Below are 20,871 nucleotides of genomic sequence, written 5' to 3' on the forward strand. Positions count from 1 at the left end.
CCACCGCAAGTCGCAGACCAACTCGGCTACCTGCCTTGACGGCATCGGCCGTCACGCCAGTCACTCCAATCCCCCGGACGGAACCATGTGTCTCTGCGACAAATTAGCCTGGCGTGCAACGGCTGTCGCTGTGAGGCAGACAAAATGACACATGCTTCTGAGGCCGTGACTAGTGTGGCTGATGTTACTATGACCTCCGCAGCCGTGACATCCGCAATCACCTCTGCGATGCTGGCAGCTTGGACATCTTCGCGGAGTGGCAAAGGGGCGGTACGCAACTGCGTTGGCGGTCGTCGACCGCCGCGAACAACGAACGAGAACTTACGGTGTTCAGCCGCCGCTGCGGCACACCGGGGGCGCCCGCACTCGTTCTCGTGCACGGCTTCCCGACGTCGAGCATCGACTACTACGCCCTCACCAATGAGCTGAGTTCGGAGTTCGAGATCTTCACGCTCGACTTTCCGGGTCACGGACTGTCCGACAAGCCACCGGAACCGTATGTCTACTCGTTGTACGACGACGCCCGTCTGCTGGTCCACGCGATCACCGAGGTGTGGCGGTTGACCGAGTACCGAATGCTCACCCATGATCGCGGCAGCAGTGTCGGCATGATCGCGCTGGAGATGCTATGCGCCCAAGATCCACCGACCCCACCCGTCGACGTCATCATCACCAACGCCAACATCTATCTTCCGTTGGCGAACCTCACGGTGTTCCAGACCATGCTTCTCGACCCGGCGACGGCCCGACGCACGGCGGCGGCGACGACGCCGGACGGTCTGGCGGCCGGTCTGGGAATGACCACCTTCATGCCGCGGCGCACACCCGACGACCCGGAGATCGCCGCGCTGGCGAAGTGCTTTGCCCACAACGACGGAATCCGCGTGCTGCCCGATGTCATTCAATATCTGAACGAGCGCGCGGCCGACGAAACCAGTTGGCTGGAAGCGCTTTCCAAGCTGTCGGTCAACACCACCCTGGTATGGGGCATACACGACAACGTCTCGCCGCTGCGGGTCCCGAACCATGTGTGGGATACGTATCTGAAGAACAAGCCCGGCCGTAACCGCTATTGGGTCCTACCGACCGCCGATCACTATCTGCAGTGCGACGCCCCCGGACAACTAGCCAGGATCGTTCGCCTGACAGCCGCAGGCGAGGATATCCCGTTGCAGACGCTCGGTAACCAACCCGACGGCGCGCTGCTTGTCGATTTCAGCGTGCCGTAGCGGGGCGCGCCACCACTTCGGACCCCTACTCCTCCCCGAAACGGTCGACGAGATGGGAGTTGACGCCGTCGGCGTCGAGTCGACGCGCCACCAGGTACCCCGCCCCCATCCACGCTCGACGGGTCCAGTTGCCGAACGACACCCGCGTTCCGGGCGCTCCCGACGCGGCAGGCATCATCTTCACCCGCTCGAGCGCCTCCTTCACCCCCCGCGGACTCAACGGGTGCGCGTCGGACAGCGCTCGCAGCAGGGTGCACGCAACATCTCGATTGACCACGGGGACACACCATTCCGGTCGCCGGCCGTATGCCTCGTTGTACTCATCGAGGAACTTCTGCCCGACCGTGTTGCCCTCGTCGTACTGGTCGACCCCGACCCAGCCCATGAACGCGCTCCACATCACCGGGTTGAGCCATGCGTTTTGGAAGGCGGTGCCGCAGAACCGCGGCGGGTCCCATCCCAACGCCTGCAGTGCGGGGTTGATGAACACGATGCCGAAGCCGAAGCCGCAATGCACCAGAGCCTGCGCCTTCGCGTCGTGCAGCGTCTGGACAGCCGCGGTCACGTCCTGGGCGGTCTGTGGGATAGATGCTTCTGCGACGATCCGAATCCCCTTGCGCTTGCTGGCTTCCCGGAAGTTCTTCAGATAGGTCTCCCCTACCAGGGATTGCTCGACAAGCACACCGACCTCGGTGTGGCCGCCCTTGGCCAGCAAGTCCGACCAAAAGATGGGCTCGTCGGTATGCGAACCCATCGGGAAGGAGAAGAACCATTCGCCGAGCGCAACGTCGGATCCCGTCACGCTGATGCACGGCACTTTGAACCGGTCCTCGATCGCTTCCCCGGTTGGAATCGCGTTGTCACCGATGTTCGGACCGAAGACGGCCAGACAGCCTTCGTCGCAGAGTTCGCCGTAGGCGTCGATGACCGCTTTCACCGAGCCCTTGGGCAGGCCCTCCACTTCGCGGTAAGTGATCTCGATCGGCCGGTCGATCAGCCCTTGTTCGAGCGCTTGCTTGAATACGAGATCGAACGGTTGCGTCAGGTCCTCGAAGTACGACTTCGGGAAAAACTCGGGCAGCCGAAAGTCCATCAGATAACCGATTTTGATTGGCTGAGCGTTGCTCTCGTAGGACAAGGGCTCTCCTTGGCTTAGTCCGGTGACCTAACGTTTGTTCACACCTTAGGGAGCGGACAATGCCCCGTCAATACGGCACCGCCTCAGCGCCCCGGCCGGTTAACGCTCTTCTGATAGCGTTAACCAAACGTTCGGTCTGCTGAGGGGAGCCAACTGCTGTGACGGTTTGGCCCGGGGTGTGCCGATGACGACAAGGTTGCAGATCGCTGCGGACGAAGGCACTCGACGAGCCGAGGTGCTGGAAATCGCGGCCTCGCTAATCGCCACGTCGGGCCTGCGCACGTCGATGCACGAAATCGCCGCTGCCGCCGAAATTCAAACCGGCAGCCTGTACCACCATTTCGAATCCAAGGAAGCACTACTCACCGAGCTGTTGCGGCGGTATCACACCGAACTGGACCGCATCGCCGCACACACTTTGGACACGCTCGACCATCCCGAGACTCGGCCGGGCTTCGCCCGAATCGCCGAGCTCGGCACCGCGATCGCGCGTTGCGCAGTGGCTCATCGCGCCGCGATCCAGATCTCCCTGTATGAAGCTCCGAGCTCCAATCCCGAACTCGTCGACTGGGCACAACGGCGTCCGACGGCGACATTGGAGGCCATGTACCAAACCCTGCGGGCGGCGCGGTGGAGCGGCTACGTCAAGTCCGATATCGACCTCCGGGTACTGGCCGAACGGATCTGCCAGACGATGCTGCAAGTCGGTCTCGACGTGGCACGGCACAAGGCGGCCAGCGACCGGCTAGCCAACTTGCTTTGCCGAATCATGTTGGAAGGCTTCAGTACCGGCTGCCCCAGCGACACCGAGCTGGAGCAGTCGGTGGCCTTCCTCGCCGCCGAGAAGGCCATCGAAAACTGGCACGACGACAGCGATCCCGACGATCGAGCGGCCCATATCCGGGCCGTCGCGCGGATGGAGTTTGGCCGCAGAGGCTACGAAGGCACGTCGGTCCGAGACATCGCGGCGGCCGCCGGACTGGGCCATGGCACCCTGTTTCGCCTCATCGGCTCGAAGGAGGCTTTGCTCGCTTCGATCATGAGCTCCTTCAACGAGAAGGTCGACGCGGGCTCGAAGTCCGTCCTTCGTTCGGAAGCCTCGCCGATCGAGAAGTTGGACGCGCTGAGCTGGGTCGACACCAACGCGCTGGACAGATTCGGCGACGAGTTCCGTATTCAGCTTGCCTGGATGCGCCAAATTCCCCCGGACACACCGAATCCGAGTGTGCAATTCCCCAAGCGGCTACGGCAGATCAAATCGCTGTTGTCCGCGGGAATTCAGTCCGGCGAGATCAAGGACTACGACGCACCGCTGGAGATGCTGGCGCGCTGCGTCATCCTGCTCAAGTGGATTCCGGCGAGCATCCTGCAACAGGTAGGCACCAGGGCGGCACAAACCCACATCCGCGACACCATGCTGCGCGGCGTCGTCGAACCCCGGACGGGCTAACCGGTGAACACTGGCAGCTTCGACCAGCCCCGCACGCTCGAGGTATGCGCCTTGCCGGCGTTGTCGTAGTCGACTTCCCAGTCCGGCCAGCGCTTGATGACCTCCTCCAGCACCACCCGCGCCTGCATGCGCGCCAGCGCCGAGCCCAGGCAGAAGTGCAAGCCATGCCCGAAGCTGAGATGCGCAGCGCCGCGGTGGATGTCGAATTTGTCGGGGTCGGGAAACTTGCGTTCGTCGCGGTTAGCCGATCCGTTCAGCAACAACATGATCGCACCTTCCGGGACCGTCGCACCGTGGCATTCGATGTCGCGGGCGACATAGCGCGCCTGCACGGGCGACGGCGCCTCGTAACGCAACACCTCCTCGATCGCCATGGGAATCAACGACGGGTTGGTCACGATTTCGCGACGCTGATCGGGGTGCTCGGCCAGAAGTTGACCCATGAAACCGATGAGGCGCGTAGTGGTTTCGTTGCCGGCACCGGCGATCATGCTGGTATAGAGCAGCACCTCGGTCCGCGTCAGCCGCCTGGTCCCGCTGTCGTCCTCGACTTCGGCGTTCAGCAGCTGGGTCATCAGATCGTCGGAGGGATGCTCGACGCGCCATTCGATGTACTCCGCGAACATCTCGTGGCTGTGCTCCAAGAAGTCCTTCGGGACCGGCCGAAACGTGCCCTCGCTGAGGTTGAGCTGACGACCACCGCGGTCGCGGATCTCTGCCTGACCGTCCTCGGGGATGCCCAGCAGGTAGCCGATGGTGCGCATCGGGACCATCGCGCCGATGTTCTCGATGAAATCGAAGCGCCCCGAGCCCACCAACGGGTCGAGCGCGCGCACGCAGAAGTCCCGGGTCAGCGGCTCGATCGCCTCCATCCGCCGGGGTGTGAAAACCCTTGAGAGAACCCGCCGATGCACGTCATGAATCGGCGGATCCTCGAACAGGATGACGCCGGGCGGCATGTCGATACCGCTCATGATGATGTCCATAGTGGTGCCACGACCCGAGCGGTACACGTCCCAATTGGTCAGCTCGTGGGAGACATCCTGATACCGGCTCAGCGCGTAGAAGTTGTACTTCTCGTTGCGGTAGAGCGGGGCTTCGTCACGCAGCCGCTTCCAGATCGGATACGGGTCGTCGTCGATGTCGAAATCGAAAGGGTCGTAGTAAAGCTCGGTCGCGGTCATGGTTACTTCCCTCGGTCCGACAGCAACTCGCCCAGCACACCGTCCTCTGCTGTCTCGGCCGGCGCCGAGCGGGCGGCCTCTGGCAGCACGACCTCGCCGACGCGCTTGAGATAGGGCCACGCGATTTCCGGCGGTAGCCCACCGCACAGCGGCGACAGGGTGAGCATCTTTCCCGCGCGAACCCGCGAAATCGCTTCCGCGGTAGAAATGATCACGTGTGACGCCGACGCTTCGCGCAGCTCGTCGACGGTCGTCACATGTGAGAACCCCGCCGACGTCTCGTTCCCGGGGTTCCATTCGGCGTAGGCGCGCGCGTCGTGCAGCAAATGCTCGCCGAGCTCGGCCCAGGCCTGGTCCACGTCATCGGCGACGAAGGTGGCCGACGGCGTGTTGCGGTCGGGAAAGAATGCCACGCCGGGCGTGTATCCGTGCTTGCGACAGGAAGCCTCATAGGCTTCCCGCATACCTGGGATATTGGCATTCGCCAACATGCCCAGGCCGTACCTCCCGGCCCGTCGGGCCGCTGCCAGGCTGCCGCCGCCCCACATCATTCCCGGCCCACCGGAGGTTTGCGGAAGCGGCGTAACCAGGATTTGTCGCCCGTCTTCAACGACCTTCTCGCCCGCCAGCAGTCGTCGCAGCAGGCCGAGTTTTTCGTCGGCCAGACGTCCGCGATCGCCAAGCGATACACCGAAGATGTCGTACTCCTCGGGCCGATACCCCAGCGCCAGGATGTACGACGCCCGGCCATCGCTGAGGATGTCGAGGACCGCCATGTCCTCGGCGAGGCGTACTGGGTCGTAGAACGGAAGAATCAGGATCAGGCTCAAGGCCAGCCGTTGCGTGCGCGACGCAATCGCCGAAGCCAGCATCAGCGGGGCCGGCAAGTATCCGTCGTCGGATCCATGGTGTTCGCACAGCACGGCCGCGAGTCCGCCGTGGTCCTCGGCCCATGCGCACATCTCGGGTACCGCCGCGTACAGCGCGGCCGGCGGCGCCCCCCATGCCGGGGCCCGCATGTCGAAGCGCAGGGTGAACATGCAGCTCCCTCGATACTCCCTAGATGACCTAATATTTGTCTCACGTACGCTACGTCGAGTTCATGGTGTGGTCAACGACTAGAGGGTGTCGAACAACTGGTTGCGGTCGAGTCGTCGCAAGAATAGGGCGATTTGGCTGAGGACGAGGAATCCTTCGTGGGCGATGAGGGTGGTTTCGTAATGGCGGTCGAGGCGTCAGCAGTGGTTGATCCAGCCGTTGGTGCGTTCGACCACCCAGCGACGGGGCTAGACGATGAAGCCACGGCTAGGTTTAGGCCCGGACACGACGTCGATGGGTGACGCCCGCCGTGGTAGCGGCGTCGATGACTGTGTGGCGCGGCGCCGGTGCGGCGCGTTGGGGTCACATGACAACCGATCGTGATTACGCCGACCGGCAGCTCATCTGAGGTCAGGTGTTTGTCGGTGGGTTGTGCGATGCTCATCGCTGAGATGACACGGCATACCACGTTTCGTTTCTGCCTCGATCCCTCGGTCGAGCAGCACGAGGTGCTGGCCCGGCATGCTGGCGCTGCGCGATTTGCGTTCAACCAGTGCCTACGTATCGTGAAAACCGCACTCACCGACCGCAAGAACGATCCGGATGTGGGCGTGCCGTGGACCGGGTTTGATCTGATCAACACGTTCAACGCGTGGAAGAAGACCCAGGACGCCGGCCGGGTGTTGGCCGTCGGCACCGATGGTGTGACCGAGGTTGTGGTGACCGGCTTGTCGTGGCGCACGGAGGTTTGTCAGCAGGTATTCGAAGAAGCCGCGGTCGATTTGGGCAAAGGGTTGAAAGCCTGGTCGGATTCGCGCTGCGGTAAGCGCAAGGGCAAGCGTGTCGGGTTTCCCCGCTTCAAGAAGAAAACCGGTGCGCTGCCATCGTTTCGGCTACGCAACAAGCACCCCAGCAACGGCAAGCCCGCGATCCGGATCGGTGACAATGAGCGGTCCCGCTCGGTCACCCTGCCCGGTATCGGCTGGATTGCAGTCCATGACGACACCCGCCGACTACGGCGCATGCTCGCCAAGGGCCGGGCCAAGATCTTGTTCGCCACCGTTACCTACTGCGGCAGGCACTGGTGGGTGTCGCTGAATGTCGAGGCCGCCGACTTACACCCCGCACGCCAGCATCCGCCGCGGGCCGCCGACGATGACGACGGTTGGGTCGGGTTGGATCGGGGCCTGACAGCGTTTGTGGTCGCCGCCACCGCCGACGGCACCGAGCTCGCTCGGATCTGCGATGCACCCAAGGCGCTTAGCGCTGGTATGAGGCGACAACAGCGGCGAGCAAAAGCGTTGTCCCGCAAGCAGAAAGGATCAGTCAACCGTCGTCAGGCTGCCGCGAGACTGAGGCGGCATCACCATGACGTCGCCAATGTGCGCCGGCATTTTCTGCACCAGGTCTCGGGCGCGCTGGTCAAGACCCACGACCGGCTCGTCGTCGAAAACCTCAACGTGACCGGAATGCTGCGCAATCACCGCCTCGCGCGGGCGATATCGGATGCTGGGTGGTCGGAGTTCGCGCGCATGCTGCGCTACAAGCAGACCTGGCGGGGCGGTCAGGTGATCGTCGCTAACCGCTGGTTTGCATCCAGTAAGCTCTGTTCAGCGTGCGGGGCTCTTCGTGACGACCTGACGCTGACCGACCGCGTGTTCGCGTGTAGTTGCGGACATGTGACCGATCGCGACACAAACGCGGCCACCAATCTGGCCCGCTGGGGCCACACCCACCGTGACCTCTCACGATCCCCGGACCCCCAAGCAGGAGGCCGAGCCAACAACGCCCGCCGACGGGACGGCAAGGGCCAGCCCCCCGCGTGTGCCGGCCAACCCAGCCCGGCTGACGCGGGAACCGACGTTCACACCGCACCCGCGGCCTGAACCGACGACGCCCGAGAAGGGCGGTGCCGAACACTCAACACAGTTGCTCGACACGCTTTAGTCAAATACATGCCGTGGCAGCGTTGTCGGGATATCGAGAGAGCTGAGCAGCCCGGGAGCCGCCTCGACCACGTACGGAACCGCGTTGACCACCCGCATCGCCGTGGATGCCATCGCCGCGTGCCCGGCGCCGTGGCCCACGGCCTCGCCCAGCGTCATCACACAGTGGATATCCGGGTCGCCTTCGATGTCCACTCGATAGGTGGCGTCGCAATCCGAGGTCGGCCAGTCCGGTGCGACATCGCGGGCCATCCGGATGACGTGCTCGATCACGATGGCTTCACCGCCGTTGACCACCCCGGCGGCGCGGGTGCGCACCGCACCGCAGGTACCTGCCTTGACGGTGCCGAACGCCACCTCGATGTCCCGATCGGTCAGCTGCCGGTCGAAGGAACTTTGCAGCCGCTCCACCTCCACGCCGAGACCGCTCGCGATCAGGTATATCGGCGCCTTCCAGGCCATCTCGATGAAACCGGGAGTCTTCATCATCGGTTCGAAATCCAGTGGGCGACCAAATCCCATCCCGTCCATCATCACGTCGGCCACCGGGTAGTGGTCGTTGAGCGCGACCTCGCTGGCGGTAATGGTGCGGATGCGCTTCGACTGGGTCGTCATGAGCAGCGCGAGCTGATCGGAGGCGAAGCCGGGAAAGATTCCCGAGCCGTAGAAAGACGCGCCGCCGGCCTTCGCGGCCGCCTCGAGCTGGTCGCGCCAATCCGGCGCAAAATACGTCGGCGGGTATACCAAGCTCGTAGACGTCGTCGAAACCACGTTGATGCCTGCCTCCAGGAGCCGGACGTAGTCAGGAACGGCGGCTCCGTCGCGTTCGGGACCGCTGGCCGCATACACGACGCAGTCGGGCTTCGATGTGATCAGCGCATCGGCGTCGTTGGTGGCGGCCAGTCCGATCGGCGCACCGCCGGCCAACTCACCGGCGTCCTTCCCGACCTTTTCGGGGGAATGTACCCAGACCCCAACGAGTTCCAGATCGGGCCGGCGTCCGATGGCATCGATCGCGATCGACCCGACTCCCCCGGTCGACCAGACGACGGTACGCAGCGGCTTCGGCAAGTTCGGCGGCACGATTGACACTCCTTACTCGTGGGCTCGTTGTGCAGCGGCCGCGGCACGTTCCAGATATGGCCACGCCGTGTCGGGTCGCAGGCCGCCGCAGAGCGGATGCAGCGGTAGCGGCTTGCCGTTACCCACGTACTCGGTCGCCTCATCGGGGGACAACACGCGATATGGGCCGTTCTCTGCGCGCAGCGCGGCCACGCTGTCGGCCCGGGTAATGCTGGCCACCGAATCGTCATGCGGCCGATACTTGGACCGGTAAGAAGCCGCCGTCGTCGCGTCGTGAAGCAGGTGAGGTCCCAAGACCTCCCACGCCTCGTCGATATTGTCAGCAACGAAAACTGTTGTCGGAGTGCCCGTCACGGGGCCCTGGAAGGCTGCAGGCTCGTGTCCATGGGCGCGGCACTGCGCTTCGTAGAATTCCTTCAGGCCGGGCAGGTCGGTCTGCGAAACGAACCCGAGCCCAAAGGTTCCCGCCCGCCGCGCTGCGGCTTTGCTGCCGCCGGCGATCAGGATCAGCGGTCCGCCGGGCGAACCGCACGCCGGGGTGACGCGTACCGGTCGGCCCCGATACTCGACGGACTCACCGCGCAACAACGCGCCGAGCACCGCCAAAATTTCGTCTGCCACGCGGCCGCGAGTGCTCATGTCGATGCCGAAGTGGTCGTACTCCTCCGCGCGATGCCCGATACCGAACACATACGACACCCGCCCCTTGCTGATCAGGTCCAGCACGCTCATCTCTTCGGCGAGTCGAACGGGATCCCACAACGGAATCGGTACCGCGGCCAGCAGGATCGCCAAATTCCGCGTCCGGGCGGCAATCGCGGAGGCCAACATCAGCGGCACGGGCAGATGGCCGTCGTCGGTGCCGTGATGCTCAGACAGGATCGCGAGTACCCCGCCCCGCGTCTCTGCCCACACGCACATTTCGACGGCCGCGGCGTAGAGGTCAGCGGCCGGCCCGGCCCAACCCGGCGCGCGCATGTCGAATCTGAGCGTGTACATCAGTGCAGCTTGGGCTCATCCGGTGGGCTCATACTCATGCACATTAACCTAACGTTTGTTCAGCCATAGGTTCGGCATTGCGCCTTAGCGTCTCGGGGCTCTTGACCCGCCGGTCGGCTACTGTTAGCTTCCGGATCAAACATTCGGTATCTCAAGAAACCTTTGTCACCGCTTGATTTTTCACTCCGATTGCGCGCACCGATCGGGCAAGGAGGAAACGAGATGGCTTACCGCGTCGTGGTGTGGGCAACGGGCGGCATCGGATCGATCGCCATCACCACCATCCAGCGGCGTCCCGATCTGGAACTGGCCGGTGTGTGGGTGCACTCCGACGACAAGGTCGGGAAGGATGCCGGCGAACTCGCCAACGGCGTGCCGATCGGCCTTGCCGCCACCAATGACGCCGACGCGCTGATCGCCCTGAAGCCCGACTGCGTGGTCTATGCCGCCAGTGGCCCCGAACGCGACGCGCTGGCCATTCCGGACTACGTCAAGCTGCTCCAAGCCGGGATCAACGTCGTCACGACCAGCACCACCCGGCTGGTCAATCCGCACGCCTACCAGCCCACCGAATGGCGCGACCAGCTCGCCGCCGCCGCAAAGCAGGGCCAGGTGTCGCTGTATGCGTCAGGCATCGAACCGGGCTTTGCCGCCGACTACCTGCCCCTGGTGCTGTCGACGCAGTCGTCGTCCATCGAAAAGATCCATGCGTTTGAAATCGGCCTGTACGACGACTACGGGGTTCCCGACATCATGAGCGACGCGCTGGGCTTCGGCCGTCCACTCGACTACCAGCCCTGGATCGGCTTTCCCGGTGCCATCGCCGGCGAATGGCAAGGGCAGATCCGGCTGGTCGCCGACGCGCTGGGGGTTGAGGTCCAGGAAGTCCGCGAGGGATTCGATCGCGCCATCACCAACCGCACGCTGGAGGTGGCCATGGGTACGGTGGAGGCCGGCACCTGCGGTGCGCTGCGAATGCAGGCGATCGGGGTGGTCGACGGCCGCGAAGCCATCGTCATCGAGCACGTCACCAGGCTCGCGCACGACGTCGCCCCCGACTGGCCCACCGGAATCGGCGATCTCTCCTACCGCGTCGTGATCACGGGCAACCCCGACATCGACTGCACGCTGGCCGCCACGCTCAAAGATCCCCGCCGGGCCGGAATCGCGGGAATGGGCTCGGGGGCCGGGGCGATGGTCGCGACCGCGATGCGCGTCGTGAACGCCGTGCCATATGTCGTTGCCGCGTCGCCCGGCCTGCTGAGTTCGGTGGACCTGCCCCTGACGATTCCGAAGGGCGCGTTCGTCAGCGGCTAACGTTGTTGCTCGTGAGTCTCGGAGCGCCCAATCCTCTCGAAGAGCTGACCGTCGAGCAACTGCGCGAGCGCAGCAGCATGAAGTGGCGCGCGCATCCCGCCGATGTCTTGCCGCTGTGGGTCGCCGAGATGGATGTCAGGCTTGCGCCGACGGTGGCCGACGCGATCCGCCGGGCGGTCGACATCGGTGATACCGGCTACCCGTACGGAAGAGGGTATGCGGTTGCGGTCAGTGAATTCGCCTCGCAGCGCTGGGATTGGCATGATCTGGCGGTCAGCCGTACGGCGGTCGTTCCCGACGTGATGCTCGGTGTCGTGGAGATGCTGCGTCTGGTCACCGAACGCGGTGATGCGGTGATCGTGAATCCGCCGGTGTATCCCCCGTTTTACGCGTTCGTCTCGCATGACGGCCGACGCGTGGTCGAAGCGCCGCTGGGCGGCGACGGCCGAATTGATTTGACAGCGTTGGAGGAAGCGTTCTCTAGTGCCCGAAGTTCCGGCGGGCCCAACGCGAAAGTGGCTTATCTGCTGTGCAATCCGCACAATCCGACGGGGTCGGTGCACACAGTCGACGAACTGAGCGGTATTGCCGACCTAGCCCGCCGATTCGGTATCCGCGTGGTATCGGACGAGATTCATGCCCCGCTCGTGCTGCCGGGAGCACGGTTTGTCCCGTATCTGACTGTGCCCGGCGCGGAGAACGCCCTGGCCCTGATATCGGCCTCCAAGGCGTGGAACCTGTGCGGCCTGAAAGCGGCGTTGGCCGTTGCCGGTCCGGAATCGGCCGCGGACCTCAGGCGGATGCCCGAGGAAGTCAGTCACGGCCCAAGTCACCTCGGCGTCATCGCGCACACCGAAGCGTTCCGCACCGGCGGTGACTGGCTCGACGCGCTGCTGCAGGGCCTGGACGCGAACCGGAAATTGCTGGGCGAGTTGGTAACCGAGCACCTTCCCGGTGTGCGGTTTCAAGGACTGGAAGGCACGTATCTGGCATGGCTGGATTGCCGGCAACTGGGCTTCACCGAAAAGACCGTCGAGGGTTTGGCGGTGGTATCCGATCTGTCCGGTCCGGCGCGCTGGTTTCTCGACAACGCCCGTGTCGTGCTCACGTCCGGCCACGCTTTCGGAACCGGCGGCGTGGGGCATGTGCGCATGAATATCGGTACCTCGCAAGCCATTCTGGTGGAGGCGGTGATGCGGATGGGCCGCGCGGTGGATGGCGCGAACAGACGCAAAAGCCCCTGAATCGGGCCCCCTTTGGGGGCGAGCAGACGCAGAATCGCCTAAATCGGTATCGATTTAGGCGATTCTGCGTCTGCTCGGCCAGTCGCGCCAGTCGCGCCGCTTACAGGACCTCGAATACTGCCGAGCCGGCGGTGATGGGGCGATCGTTGTTGCCCTCGTCGTGGATGAGCATGCGCACGCCGATGCGCCCGTCGTGGCCGCGGTACGCGGTCCCGTCGGCGCGGAATGGGCCTACCTTGCCGCGCGACATGAACATCACGTGCCAGCTTTGGACCTGCAGCTTTCTCGTGCCCGCCTGCTCGGCGGCCAGGTCGATCGCGGCCGTCTCCAGCAAGACGTGCTGCGGCCCGATGTGCAGCGCGGCGTCGGGCGATGCCACCTCGAGGGTGAGCTCGGGCATCACCCAGTGCCCGTCGTCGCGCCTGGATGCTCCGAACGCCTGCCACAGCGGCGGGAGGTCTGGCGAATCCTCGATGACCAATTCCGTACCGGTCACGTCCATCTTCTCCAGGCCGGGCGGCGGTTGACCGATGGCCGCGCCTTGCCCCTGAATAAAGGCGATAACGCGATCTTGGTTGTCCGCGTCGACGATCAGGCATCGGCCGTAGCCCATCGTTCTGCCTTGGTGAACGTTGCCGGAACCGACCACCAGGACGGTTTCGACGTCGAGGCCCGGATCCAAAATCTGCACCGAGGAGATCACCGGATTGGGCACCGCGACCATGTCGGTCTGGCACCCTTCGGGTGAGGCAATCGCCAACGGGGCGACCATGATTCCGCCTGCCTCGTTGCGCATGTCGCGACGGATGCGAACGGTGTCGTCGACTTCACCGATGTTCATCGACGCATGATTGCGACCGATATAGCGGTAGCTCAGCAGGCCGGTCCAGCGGCGCAGCAGCTCGGCCCGGTAGGCCTCGGTGTCGTCGGCCAGCTCTCTGATGTCTCGTGGTTGTTCGGGCATCTGCGTCTCCGTCACGTGTCCAGCAGACCCGCTGGGGTCGCGGACGCGCCCCTGGCGACCACGACCGGCATCGACGTTGCCGCGTCGGTGCGCAGAATCGTATGCACCACTTCGACGAGATCCTCAACGGGCATCAACTGTCCCGGCATGCAGCCGCGCGCTGTCCACAGCGGGTAAGCCTTCATGGCAAGTTCGCGATCCCAGTCGCTGCTCATTCCGGTCATCGAGTCGCCCTCACCGCCCGCGCACTCCCCGACAATGAGGTTGGTAAAGCCGACATTTGGATGCTCGGCCTGCCACACCTCCACGAGCCTCTCCAGCGCGGCCTTGCTGACGCCATACGCGCCAAGGCCCGGCCACGGCGGACCATAGCTGCCCGAATCGGACGAGAGGTAAACCGCTTTGCCCCCGGACGCCACCAAGTGCTGGATCGCCGCGGCTGTCGTCAGCGACGCACCGATGACGTTGGTATCCAATACCTGCCGCCACAGTTCGGCATCGGTGTCGGCGATGCGCTCCAGCGGGCATATGGCGGATGCATACACCAGGTTGTCGATGCCGCCGAGCGCCTCGGCGGCAGCGTCGATCGCCGACCGGCACGAGTCCTGATCGGTCACATCGCATTCGACGGCGACGGCACCCTCCCCCGCCTCCTGCGTCGCCGCCTCCAGACGCTCCCGACGTCGTGCGAGAAGCGCCACATTCGCGCCGCGCTTAGCCAGGCCGACACCAATACAGCGCCCCAGCCCGCTCGACGCACCGATCACCACCGTTCTCGACATATCCGTCCTATCAATCGAATTCGACGCGCTGGACGCCGGCGCCCAGCCCTACCAACAATGGCTAGTTCATGCGCCAACCAGCTCCGGGTGAAACTTGGCCACCATGCGGCGGATCCCGTCGCGCCAGTTGACTGTGGTGCCGCCGACGAGCTCGCGCATCCGGGTCAGGTCGATGGGAACCCCACCCAGCGCCTGCGGGTCCTCCTGAAACAGCGGCTCCCGACCGATCAGCGAGCCAAGGTAGGCGCACCACTCCTGGAGGCTGACCGTCTCGTTGCCGGCCCAGTTGACCGTGACCGCGGGAACCGACGCCACCTCGAGCAATTTCGGGATGGTCGCGATGATGTCTTCCTGATGAATGGGGTTGTAGCGGGCCGGACCTCCCGGCGGCACCGGAATCGGTATGCCAGCCAGCATCATCTCCATGTGGTAGTACGGCCACCCGCCGGTGTCGCCGTATGGCACATTCAGGCGGGCGATGGTGGTCGGCACGCCCAGCACCCGTGTCATCGACCGGACCACGGCCTCGCCCGCGATCTTCGAGATGGAATAGGTCGGGAACACGACTTTGTGGTTGTCTCCCAGGGCGGCATGCTCGGTGCGGGGCTGGTCGTCGGGCGGGTCATAGACGGCCGTCGAGGAGCAGTACAGGAAGCCTTTGGTACCGCGGCAGTGGTTCATGAGCAGGCCGGCCGACTCCGCGTTGGCCGCCAGGTCCTTGTCCCAATTGCCGCTTTTGGCCACTGCCAGGTTGAGCACGTAGTCGAAGTCGTCCGGGATCGCACAGAAGTCGCCGGCGGTCAGGTTGACCGTCTCGCAGCGCACACCGGCCCGCTCCAGCTCGGCACGCGCGGTGGCGTCGGTGAATCGGGCGATACCCCACACCTCGTTGTCGGCGGCCAGCGCCCGGGCGATGGGAGCGGCGACCTGGCCGCTCGGGCCGGTGATCAAGATTTTGTAGCCGCGCATGCGCTGATGGTATGCGGCCCGGGGTTTACAGTTACCCGCTGGTCCGTAATGGCGGGGTTCGGGACTGTCAGCCGTCTAATTCACCGGCGATCCCGCGTTCGATTCTTGCCTGGGTCGGGGAAGGCAACACGATCAGTCCATCCAGTTCTTTGCGTGCCAGGTCGTAGGCGTGCTGGCGCTCCTGCGGCGTCGCCGCGGCGTCCGACACCACGCGCAACAGGCTCTGAGCACGCGCAATCCGCTGCTGAGCTTCTTCGGAGAAGTCGTTGCTGCGCCGACGGATTGCCTCGGTCTCGGCAACGTTGAACGCGGTCACGTACTCCTCGACCGCGGCGAGGTACTGCGCTGCGGCTTCACGGTCGTCGAGAAGACCTTCGGCTCTGGTGGGACGGAGCAGGTCGGCCCGCAGCTTGGCCTTGTGGAAGGCCGTCGTGAACGGATCGCGCATGTCTGTCATCAACGGGAAGTCCAGCAGCTTGGCGAAGTCGAGTTCGTACTCCAGCCATCGTGCATCCGTTCGGGCGTGCTCCTCGACGACACGTTTGATCGCCGCCCACTGAGCGGCCTGATTGCCGCCGGTGTGGCCGCGCGCCGTGTCATCCGTCGTCTCATTCGACTCCGCGCGACCGGGCCGCTGGCCTCTTCGGAAGGCCGAGAACGCCTTGTGCGCGGCGACGATCACCCCTGCCAGCGGCAGTAACAGGATGAGAAGCTCCACCAGGCGGAATACCAAGCCCATAAAGCAAGGATGCCACCGCTGTCATCCGGCGCTCGTCACAACTGCCACACGCGCCTCTGCTGGCGGGGCGTCATCCGGTTTCCGAAATCGATATCACCCGCGCTATCGCTTTTCGAAGCCGGTACGACCTCACGTCGAGGTGCCCGCGGCGACTGTTCAGGCCTTCCGCGTGGACCCTGGGCTTTGCGGGTGAATCCTGGGCTTTGGGCGTGAATCCTGGGCTTTGCGGGTGAATCCTGGGCTGGGACAAGCGCCGATTCCCGCCCCCTATTCACACCGAACGCCGTCAGTACACACCCAAAGCCGTCGGTACACGCTCAACGCCGTCAGTTCACACCCAAAGCCGTCGGTACACACCGAACGTCGTCAGCACACGCTAAACGCAAAATGTGTGCGGGTGGCGCTTCTCGCCGGTGCTGAAGTGGCTCACGCGGCGACCGCTGCCAATCGCGAAAGCCGCAAACCACCGCTCCAGTGGCCTGACCTGGGTAGACTGCCGAAATCATGGCCATTCAACGCGCCGTTCTGCTGATCGCCGACATCGGCGGATATACGAACTACATGCGTTGGAACCGGCTCCATCTGGCCCACGCCCAACAGACGGTCGGACATCTGCTGGAGTCGGTGATCGACGCCGGGAAAGGCTTGAAGCTGGCGAAGCTGGAGGGCGACGCAGCGTTCTTCTGGGCGCCGGGCGGAAACGCTAAAGTGCTGGTGTGCGAACGCCTTTCGGACATGCGTCGGTCATTTCTCGTGCGACGGGAGAGGATGAAGAAAGACATTTCCTGCGAGTGCGCGAGCTGTGCTCAGTTGGATAGCCTTTCGCTGAAATTCGTCGCCCATGAGGGTGAGGTGGCGCGACAGAAAGTCAAGCGCCTCGTCGAGCTTGCCGGCGTCGACGTCATCCTCGTACACAGAATGCTGAAAAACGACGTCCCGGTGCCGGAATACGTCCTGATGACCGACGTCGTGGCGGAGTGCCTCGACGAGCACATGCGCGGTCTTTGCCTGCCGCTGATTCACCACTTTGAGGGCATCGGAGAAACATCCACTCACTACATCGACCTGGCCACGTCCGAGGTGACACCCGCGGTACCGGAGCGCGGCTTCAGCGCCCGGCTAGGGGCCAAGCTGAAGTTCGAGTCCGGGGCGCTGCCGTACGCGCTGGGTATCAAGAAGGCGTGTGCCGGCTTCCGTCATCTGGGCCGCGCCCGCGAAGTGCGGGCCGACTAACCGCGCGCGTCCGCTCGGCCCTAAAGCCCGAACTGGTCCTCGATGATGCCCAGCCAGACTTGTGCCACGTCGATGGCGACCTTCTCGCTGATGAAGGCGTGCTGGGTCCCGGTGTACATATCGCGGAACGCGCGTTCGAGGCGGCTGCCCTCGCGGATCGAAGTGGTACCGGCGACCAGATGAGCCCATTCCGCGCAGTTGCGGGCCGTGTCGGTGGCGTGGATGGCGGCCACCCGCATGTCCGCTCGCAGGGTCGGCCTCAGATCTTCGCCCGCGGCAACGGCGGCCTCCGCGGTGGTGAATGCGTCGAGCACCAGAAGGCGGGCAGCGCGCCACGCCGCGACGTGTTGTGCGAGCCCCTTCTGAAAGGTCGGGCGACTGGCCAGTGCCGCCATGTCACTCATCCGGAATTTGGTCGCCGCCAGTTCGGCGACATCGTCGAGCATGCTCTTAGAGACCCCGAGTGCCCACGACGCGTGACCGGCCGCTGTCACCGGCATCAGCCCCATGCGGGTGGCGGGCGACGCACCCCGATACGGCTCGCGAGTGAACAGGGCGAACGTCCGATGCTGCGGCACGAACACATCCTGGACGCTGTAGTCGTAGGATCCAGTTCCCTTGAGCCCCTGAACGTGCCAGCCGTCGTCGAACGACACCTCCTGTCGCGGCAGCAGCGCCACCCGCATGTCGGGGATACCTTCGCTGATCCAACGCATCTCGCCGTCGTCCATCGGCAAAAACCCGGCAGCGACGTACTGCGAATGTCCAATGCCTGAGCCGAAACTCCATGATCCACTCAACCTGTAGCCGCTGTCGGTGGCGTGTCCCTGGCCGTTTGGGAAGAACTGGCCTCCCATCGTGACCCGGTTGTCGTGGGCGGCAAACACTTCTGCAAAACCTTCGTCCGGCAGATACGCGGCGGCCGCGAAAGTCGACGGCAGGTTCGCGATACCGACCCATCCGAATGAGCCGTCCTGCCAAGCCATTTCGATCCACGTCTCGATCATTTCGGCGAACGAGGGCTCGACACCGCCGGCCGCGACCGGATTGAATGCCGACATCAACCCGCTGTTCCACATCTCGTCCACAATCGCGTCAGTGAGGGTGCGTATCCGCTCGGATTCGGCCGCTTCGGCGCGCACCAGGTCTCGCATCCCCCGCGCCAGGGCAACGACCTGGCCACTCATTTCGGCTGTCGACGTCATAGGTTTTTCCTATCACCGCTTCGTTGTGTGGGGTCACTCGGGGAAGCCGAAGAGCTGGACGACGCCGTGGTCGCGGCCCGCGGTGTAGCCGCCGTCGACGGCGATGGCCTGACCGGTGACGAAAGAAGCGTCCGGGGACAACAGAAATGCCGTCACGGCCGCGATTTCCTCCGGCTCCCCCAGCCGCTGCAAAGCGTGCTCCTTGGTGATCGAGGCCGCCGGACCCTCCATCCCCGGCATCCCGAACACGCTCTCTGCCATCGGCGTTTTGATGAAGCCGGGACAGATCGCATTGGCCCGGATGCCGCTCGGCCCGTAGTCGAGCGCAATGTTCTTGGTCAACAGCACGACACCACCCTTGGCGGCGTTGTAAGAACTGCCGCCCGCCGTACCTTCCAGGCCCTCGATGCTGGCGAGTGTGACGATAGAGCCACGCTCGCCGTCCACGCGCGGTTGCTCGATCATCCGGGCCAGGGCGGCCTTCGCCACCAGGAACGTGGCGGTGAGGTTGACGCCGACCACCCGGTCCCATTCGGCGCGCGGAAGCAGATGAACCGGGCCCCCGCCGGCGACGCCGGCGGAGTGCACGACACCGTCGAGGCGGTCGGCCACGGCGTCGAACACGGCCGCGACGGCGGCCTCGTCGGTCACGTCGGCCGTCACGAACTTGAACTCGGGGCCGAGGTCGGGCGGGGAAGCCAGGTCTGCGCCGACGACCGTGGCGCCGTCGGCTACCAACCGCCGGGCCGTAGCCAGGCCGATACCCGATGCGGCGCCCGTCACGACGTACGTGCGGGGACTGGGGCGATCAGCGGTGTTCAGAACGGCGTCACGCTCTGAGTGCTGACGGACATTCCGTGGCCGGTCCGGTCATTGGTGAACTTCGTGCCGTCCGCGCTGGCGACGATCGTCCAGCCTTGTGCGCTGTAGGTCTGGTAGTCCATCGTCACTTTGCCCTCGAGCAGCCCGAGATCAGCTGTAACCCAGTGGAACTGGCCATCCGCGTTGATGCTGGCGATGTGGTAGGGGTGCCCGTCTGAGCCGGTGGGCCAGTTGTTCTCCATCGTTCGGCAGGCTACCAATTCGGCATTGATCGAACATGCGGTTGATCCTGACTTCGTTTGCACACGAACGTAGCCCTGGTCATTTGGCGTCAGCGGGACCGCCGGCGGCACACCGGGTGTGGTTGTCGAGATCAGGGTGTAACCCGAAGGTGTAGCCCCCGGCTCGGATCCCGTCGACAGGACGACACCGGATGCGACGAGTGCTATAGCTGAAACCCCAAGTGGCACTCGGCTTTTTAGTGGCGCAATTGCATTCCATGCCAAGGTGATCACCTCATCCACACCACCGACGACGTTTGCTAACTGTACCTCCGCGTAGGCCGGTTGACGATGGGTCATCTCGCGAGCCCGCGACACTACCGCACCCGTGCGACACCGATGCGGAACGTGCCAGCACCAACCCCCCGCAACCCCGCGACTACCGTGCTGAGACCATAAGGCGTTCAAATGAGCCGGAGGACGATATGACGGGACGACTGTCGGGAAAGGTCGCGCTGGTCAGCGGCGGCGCGCGCGGGATGGGCGCGTCGCACGTGCGGGCGATGGTGGACGAGGGCGCGAAGGTGGTGTTCGGCGACATCCTTGACCATGAAGGCGAGCTGGTCGCCAAAGAAGTCGGCGATTCGTGCCGGTATGTCTCACTGGACGTCACCAAGCCCGAACAATGGGAAGCTGCGGTGGCAACCGCCCTCGACGTGTTCGGCGGCGTCGACATACTGGTCAACAACGCGGGGATCATCAACATCGGCACCATCGAGGACTACGAGCTTTCGGAATGGCAGCGGATCCTGGACATCAACCTGACCGGGGTTTTCCTTGGCATTCGTGCCGTCGCCAAACCCATGAAGGAAGCCGGTCGCGGATCCATCATCAACATCTCATCGATCGAGGGACTGGCCGGCACCATCGCCTGCCACGGTTACACCGCAACCAAATTCGGTGTCCGGGGCCTTACCAAGTCGGCCGCGCTGGAGTTGGGGCCCAGCGGAGTCCGGGTGAACTCGATTCACCCCGGCCTCATCAAGACGCCGATGACCGAATGGGTTCCCGAGGACATCTTCCAGACCGCGCTGGGTCGAATTGCGCAGCCGCGAGAGGTGTCCAACCTCGTCGTCTATCTCGCCAGTGACGAGTCCAGCTACTCCACCGGATCGGAATTCGTGGTCGACGGGGGCTGCGTGGCCGGCCTCGCGCACAAGGACTTCTCCGCGGTCGACACTGAGCAACAACCGGAGTGGGTCACCTAACAGGCTCGCGAGCAGACGCAAAAGCCCCAAATACGCAACG

The 20,871-nt window shown here is 64.4% G+C and carries 19 protein-coding genes; 7 read left to right on the forward strand and 12 right to left on the reverse strand.

All coding sequences use genetic code 11. The annotated features are described in order from the left end of the window. The first annotated feature begins 239 nt into the window (after positions 1-239). On the forward strand, positions 240-1,229 hold the full coding sequence (locus tag AC5Y21_RS24370) for an alpha/beta fold hydrolase (RefSeq protein WP_499916416.1): 990 nt from the start codon (positions 240-242) through the stop codon (positions 1,227-1,229). Between the two features lie 25 nt (positions 1,230-1,254). Here the strand turns inward: AC5Y21_RS24370 and AC5Y21_RS24375 are convergent, their stop codons facing one another. Further along, the gene (locus tag AC5Y21_RS24375) at positions 1,255-2,367 is read right to left on the reverse strand and encodes an ABC transporter substrate-binding protein (RefSeq protein WP_499916418.1); all 1,113 of its coding nucleotides are present in this window, start codon (positions 2,365-2,367) and stop codon (positions 1,255-1,257) included. 184 nt (positions 2,368-2,551) lie between these two features. Between AC5Y21_RS24375 and AC5Y21_RS24380 the strand changes: the two genes are divergently transcribed. Further along, positions 2,552-3,817, forward strand: a complete 1,266-nt coding sequence (locus tag AC5Y21_RS24380) for a TetR/AcrR family transcriptional regulator (RefSeq protein WP_499916420.1) — start codon at positions 2,552-2,554, stop codon at positions 3,815-3,817. Here AC5Y21_RS24380 and AC5Y21_RS24385 read toward each other — a convergent pair. Together AC5Y21_RS24385 and AC5Y21_RS24390 are read right to left on the reverse strand one after the other, a co-directional pair. Further along, complete coding sequence (locus AC5Y21_RS24385) at positions 3,814-5,001, reverse strand: cytochrome P450 (RefSeq protein WP_499916422.1); 1,188 nt, start codon at positions 4,999-5,001, stop codon at positions 3,814-3,816. The genes AC5Y21_RS24380 and AC5Y21_RS24385 overlap by 4 nt on opposite strands. Positions 5,002-5,003: 2 nt before the next feature. Continuing rightward, the gene (locus AC5Y21_RS24390) at positions 5,004-6,041 is read right to left on the reverse strand and encodes an LLM class flavin-dependent oxidoreductase (RefSeq protein WP_499916424.1); all 1,038 of its coding nucleotides are present in this window, start codon (positions 6,039-6,041) and stop codon (positions 5,004-5,006) included. A gap of 435 nt (positions 6,042-6,476) precedes the next feature. Here AC5Y21_RS24390 and AC5Y21_RS24395 point away from each other — a divergent pair, with 435 nt between their 5' ends. Next, positions 6,477-7,925 (forward strand): RNA-guided endonuclease InsQ/TnpB family protein, encoded by a 1,449-nt coding sequence (locus AC5Y21_RS24395; RefSeq protein WP_499916426.1) that lies wholly within the window; start codon positions 6,477-6,479, stop codon positions 7,923-7,925. A 57-nt stretch (positions 7,926-7,982) separates the two neighbouring features. On the opposite strand, the gene AC5Y21_RS24400 is transcribed toward AC5Y21_RS24395, so the two are convergent. Together AC5Y21_RS24400 and AC5Y21_RS24405 are read right to left on the reverse strand one after the other, a co-directional pair. Further along, on the reverse strand, positions 7,983-9,056 hold the full coding sequence (locus tag AC5Y21_RS24400) for an NAD(P)H-dependent amine dehydrogenase family protein (protein ID WP_499916446.1): 1,074 nt from the start codon (positions 9,054-9,056) through the stop codon (positions 7,983-7,985). Positions 9,057-9,080: 24 nt separating this feature from the next. Further along, entirely contained in the window at positions 9,081-10,067 is a 987-nt protein-coding gene (locus tag AC5Y21_RS24405; RefSeq protein WP_499916428.1) for an LLM class flavin-dependent oxidoreductase, read from the reverse strand. A gap of 222 nt (positions 10,068-10,289) precedes the next feature. Between AC5Y21_RS24405 and AC5Y21_RS24410 the strand changes: the two genes are divergently transcribed. Then, on the forward strand, positions 10,290-11,384 hold the full coding sequence (locus tag AC5Y21_RS24410) for an NAD(P)H-dependent amine dehydrogenase family protein (protein WP_499916430.1): 1,095 nt from the start codon (positions 10,290-10,292) through the stop codon (positions 11,382-11,384). 77 nt (positions 11,385-11,461) lie between these two features. Beyond that, the gene (locus tag AC5Y21_RS24415; protein WP_499916448.1) at positions 11,462-12,628 is read left to right on the forward strand and encodes a MalY/PatB family protein; all 1,167 of its coding nucleotides are present in this window, start codon (positions 11,462-11,464) and stop codon (positions 12,626-12,628) included. 100 nt (positions 12,629-12,728) lie between these two features. On the opposite strand, the gene AC5Y21_RS24420 is transcribed toward AC5Y21_RS24415, so the two are convergent. The 4 genes from AC5Y21_RS24420 to AC5Y21_RS24435 all read right to left on the reverse strand — a co-directional run bounded on the left by AC5Y21_RS24420 (position 12,729) and on the right by AC5Y21_RS24435 (position 16,082). Beyond that, the gene (locus AC5Y21_RS24420; protein WP_499916432.1) at positions 12,729-13,592 is read right to left on the reverse strand and encodes a hypothetical protein; all 864 of its coding nucleotides are present in this window, start codon (positions 13,590-13,592) and stop codon (positions 12,729-12,731) included. An 11-nt stretch (positions 13,593-13,603) separates the two neighbouring features. Further along, positions 13,604-14,362 carry an SDR family oxidoreductase gene (locus tag AC5Y21_RS24425; RefSeq protein ID WP_499916450.1) on the reverse strand — a complete coding sequence of 253 codons (759 nt, stop codon included), beginning with the start codon at positions 14,360-14,362 and terminating at the stop codon, positions 13,604-13,606. 78 nt (positions 14,363-14,440) lie between these two features. Then, positions 14,441-15,343 carry an NAD-dependent epimerase/dehydratase family protein gene (locus AC5Y21_RS24430; RefSeq protein ID WP_499916434.1) on the reverse strand — a complete coding sequence of 301 codons (903 nt, stop codon included), beginning with the start codon at positions 15,341-15,343 and terminating at the stop codon, positions 14,441-14,443. Positions 15,344-15,410: 67 nt separating this feature from the next. Further along, a complete protein-coding gene (locus AC5Y21_RS24435; RefSeq protein ID WP_499916436.1) occupies positions 15,411-16,082 on the reverse strand; it encodes a hypothetical protein in 672 nt (223 codons plus the stop codon). A gap of 504 nt (positions 16,083-16,586) precedes the next feature. On the opposite strand from AC5Y21_RS24435, the gene AC5Y21_RS24440 reads away from it, so the two are divergent. Further along, complete coding sequence (locus AC5Y21_RS24440) at positions 16,587-17,315, forward strand: DUF2652 domain-containing protein (RefSeq protein ID WP_499916438.1); 729 nt, start codon at positions 16,587-16,589, stop codon at positions 17,313-17,315. 20 nt (positions 17,316-17,335) lie between these two features. Here the strand turns inward: AC5Y21_RS24440 and AC5Y21_RS24445 are convergent, their stop codons facing one another. The 3 genes from AC5Y21_RS24445 to AC5Y21_RS24455 are packed head-to-tail and all read right to left on the reverse strand — an operon-like array spanning position 17,336 to position 19,584. Continuing rightward, entirely contained in the window at positions 17,336-18,520 is a 1,185-nt protein-coding gene (locus AC5Y21_RS24445) for an acyl-CoA dehydrogenase family protein (protein WP_499916440.1), read from the reverse strand. 33 nt (positions 18,521-18,553) lie between these two features. Next, a complete protein-coding gene (locus AC5Y21_RS24450; protein WP_499916452.1) occupies positions 18,554-19,342 on the reverse strand; it encodes an SDR family NAD(P)-dependent oxidoreductase in 789 nt (262 codons plus the stop codon). Then, positions 19,339-19,584, reverse strand: a complete 246-nt coding sequence (locus AC5Y21_RS24455) for a hypothetical protein (protein ID WP_499916442.1) — start codon at positions 19,582-19,584, stop codon at positions 19,339-19,341. Before AC5Y21_RS24455 ends, AC5Y21_RS24450 begins: the two co-directional genes overlap by 4 nt. A 464-nt stretch (positions 19,585-20,048) precedes the next feature. Here AC5Y21_RS24455 and AC5Y21_RS24460 point away from each other — a divergent pair, with 464 nt between their 5' ends. Then, positions 20,049-20,831: an SDR family oxidoreductase gene (locus AC5Y21_RS24460; RefSeq protein WP_499916444.1), complete on the forward strand. Its 783-nt coding sequence runs from the start codon at positions 20,049-20,051 to the stop codon at positions 20,829-20,831. Positions 20,832-20,871 lie beyond the last annotated feature (40 nt).

The organism is Mycobacterium sp. NGS41 (assembly GCF_059812725.1).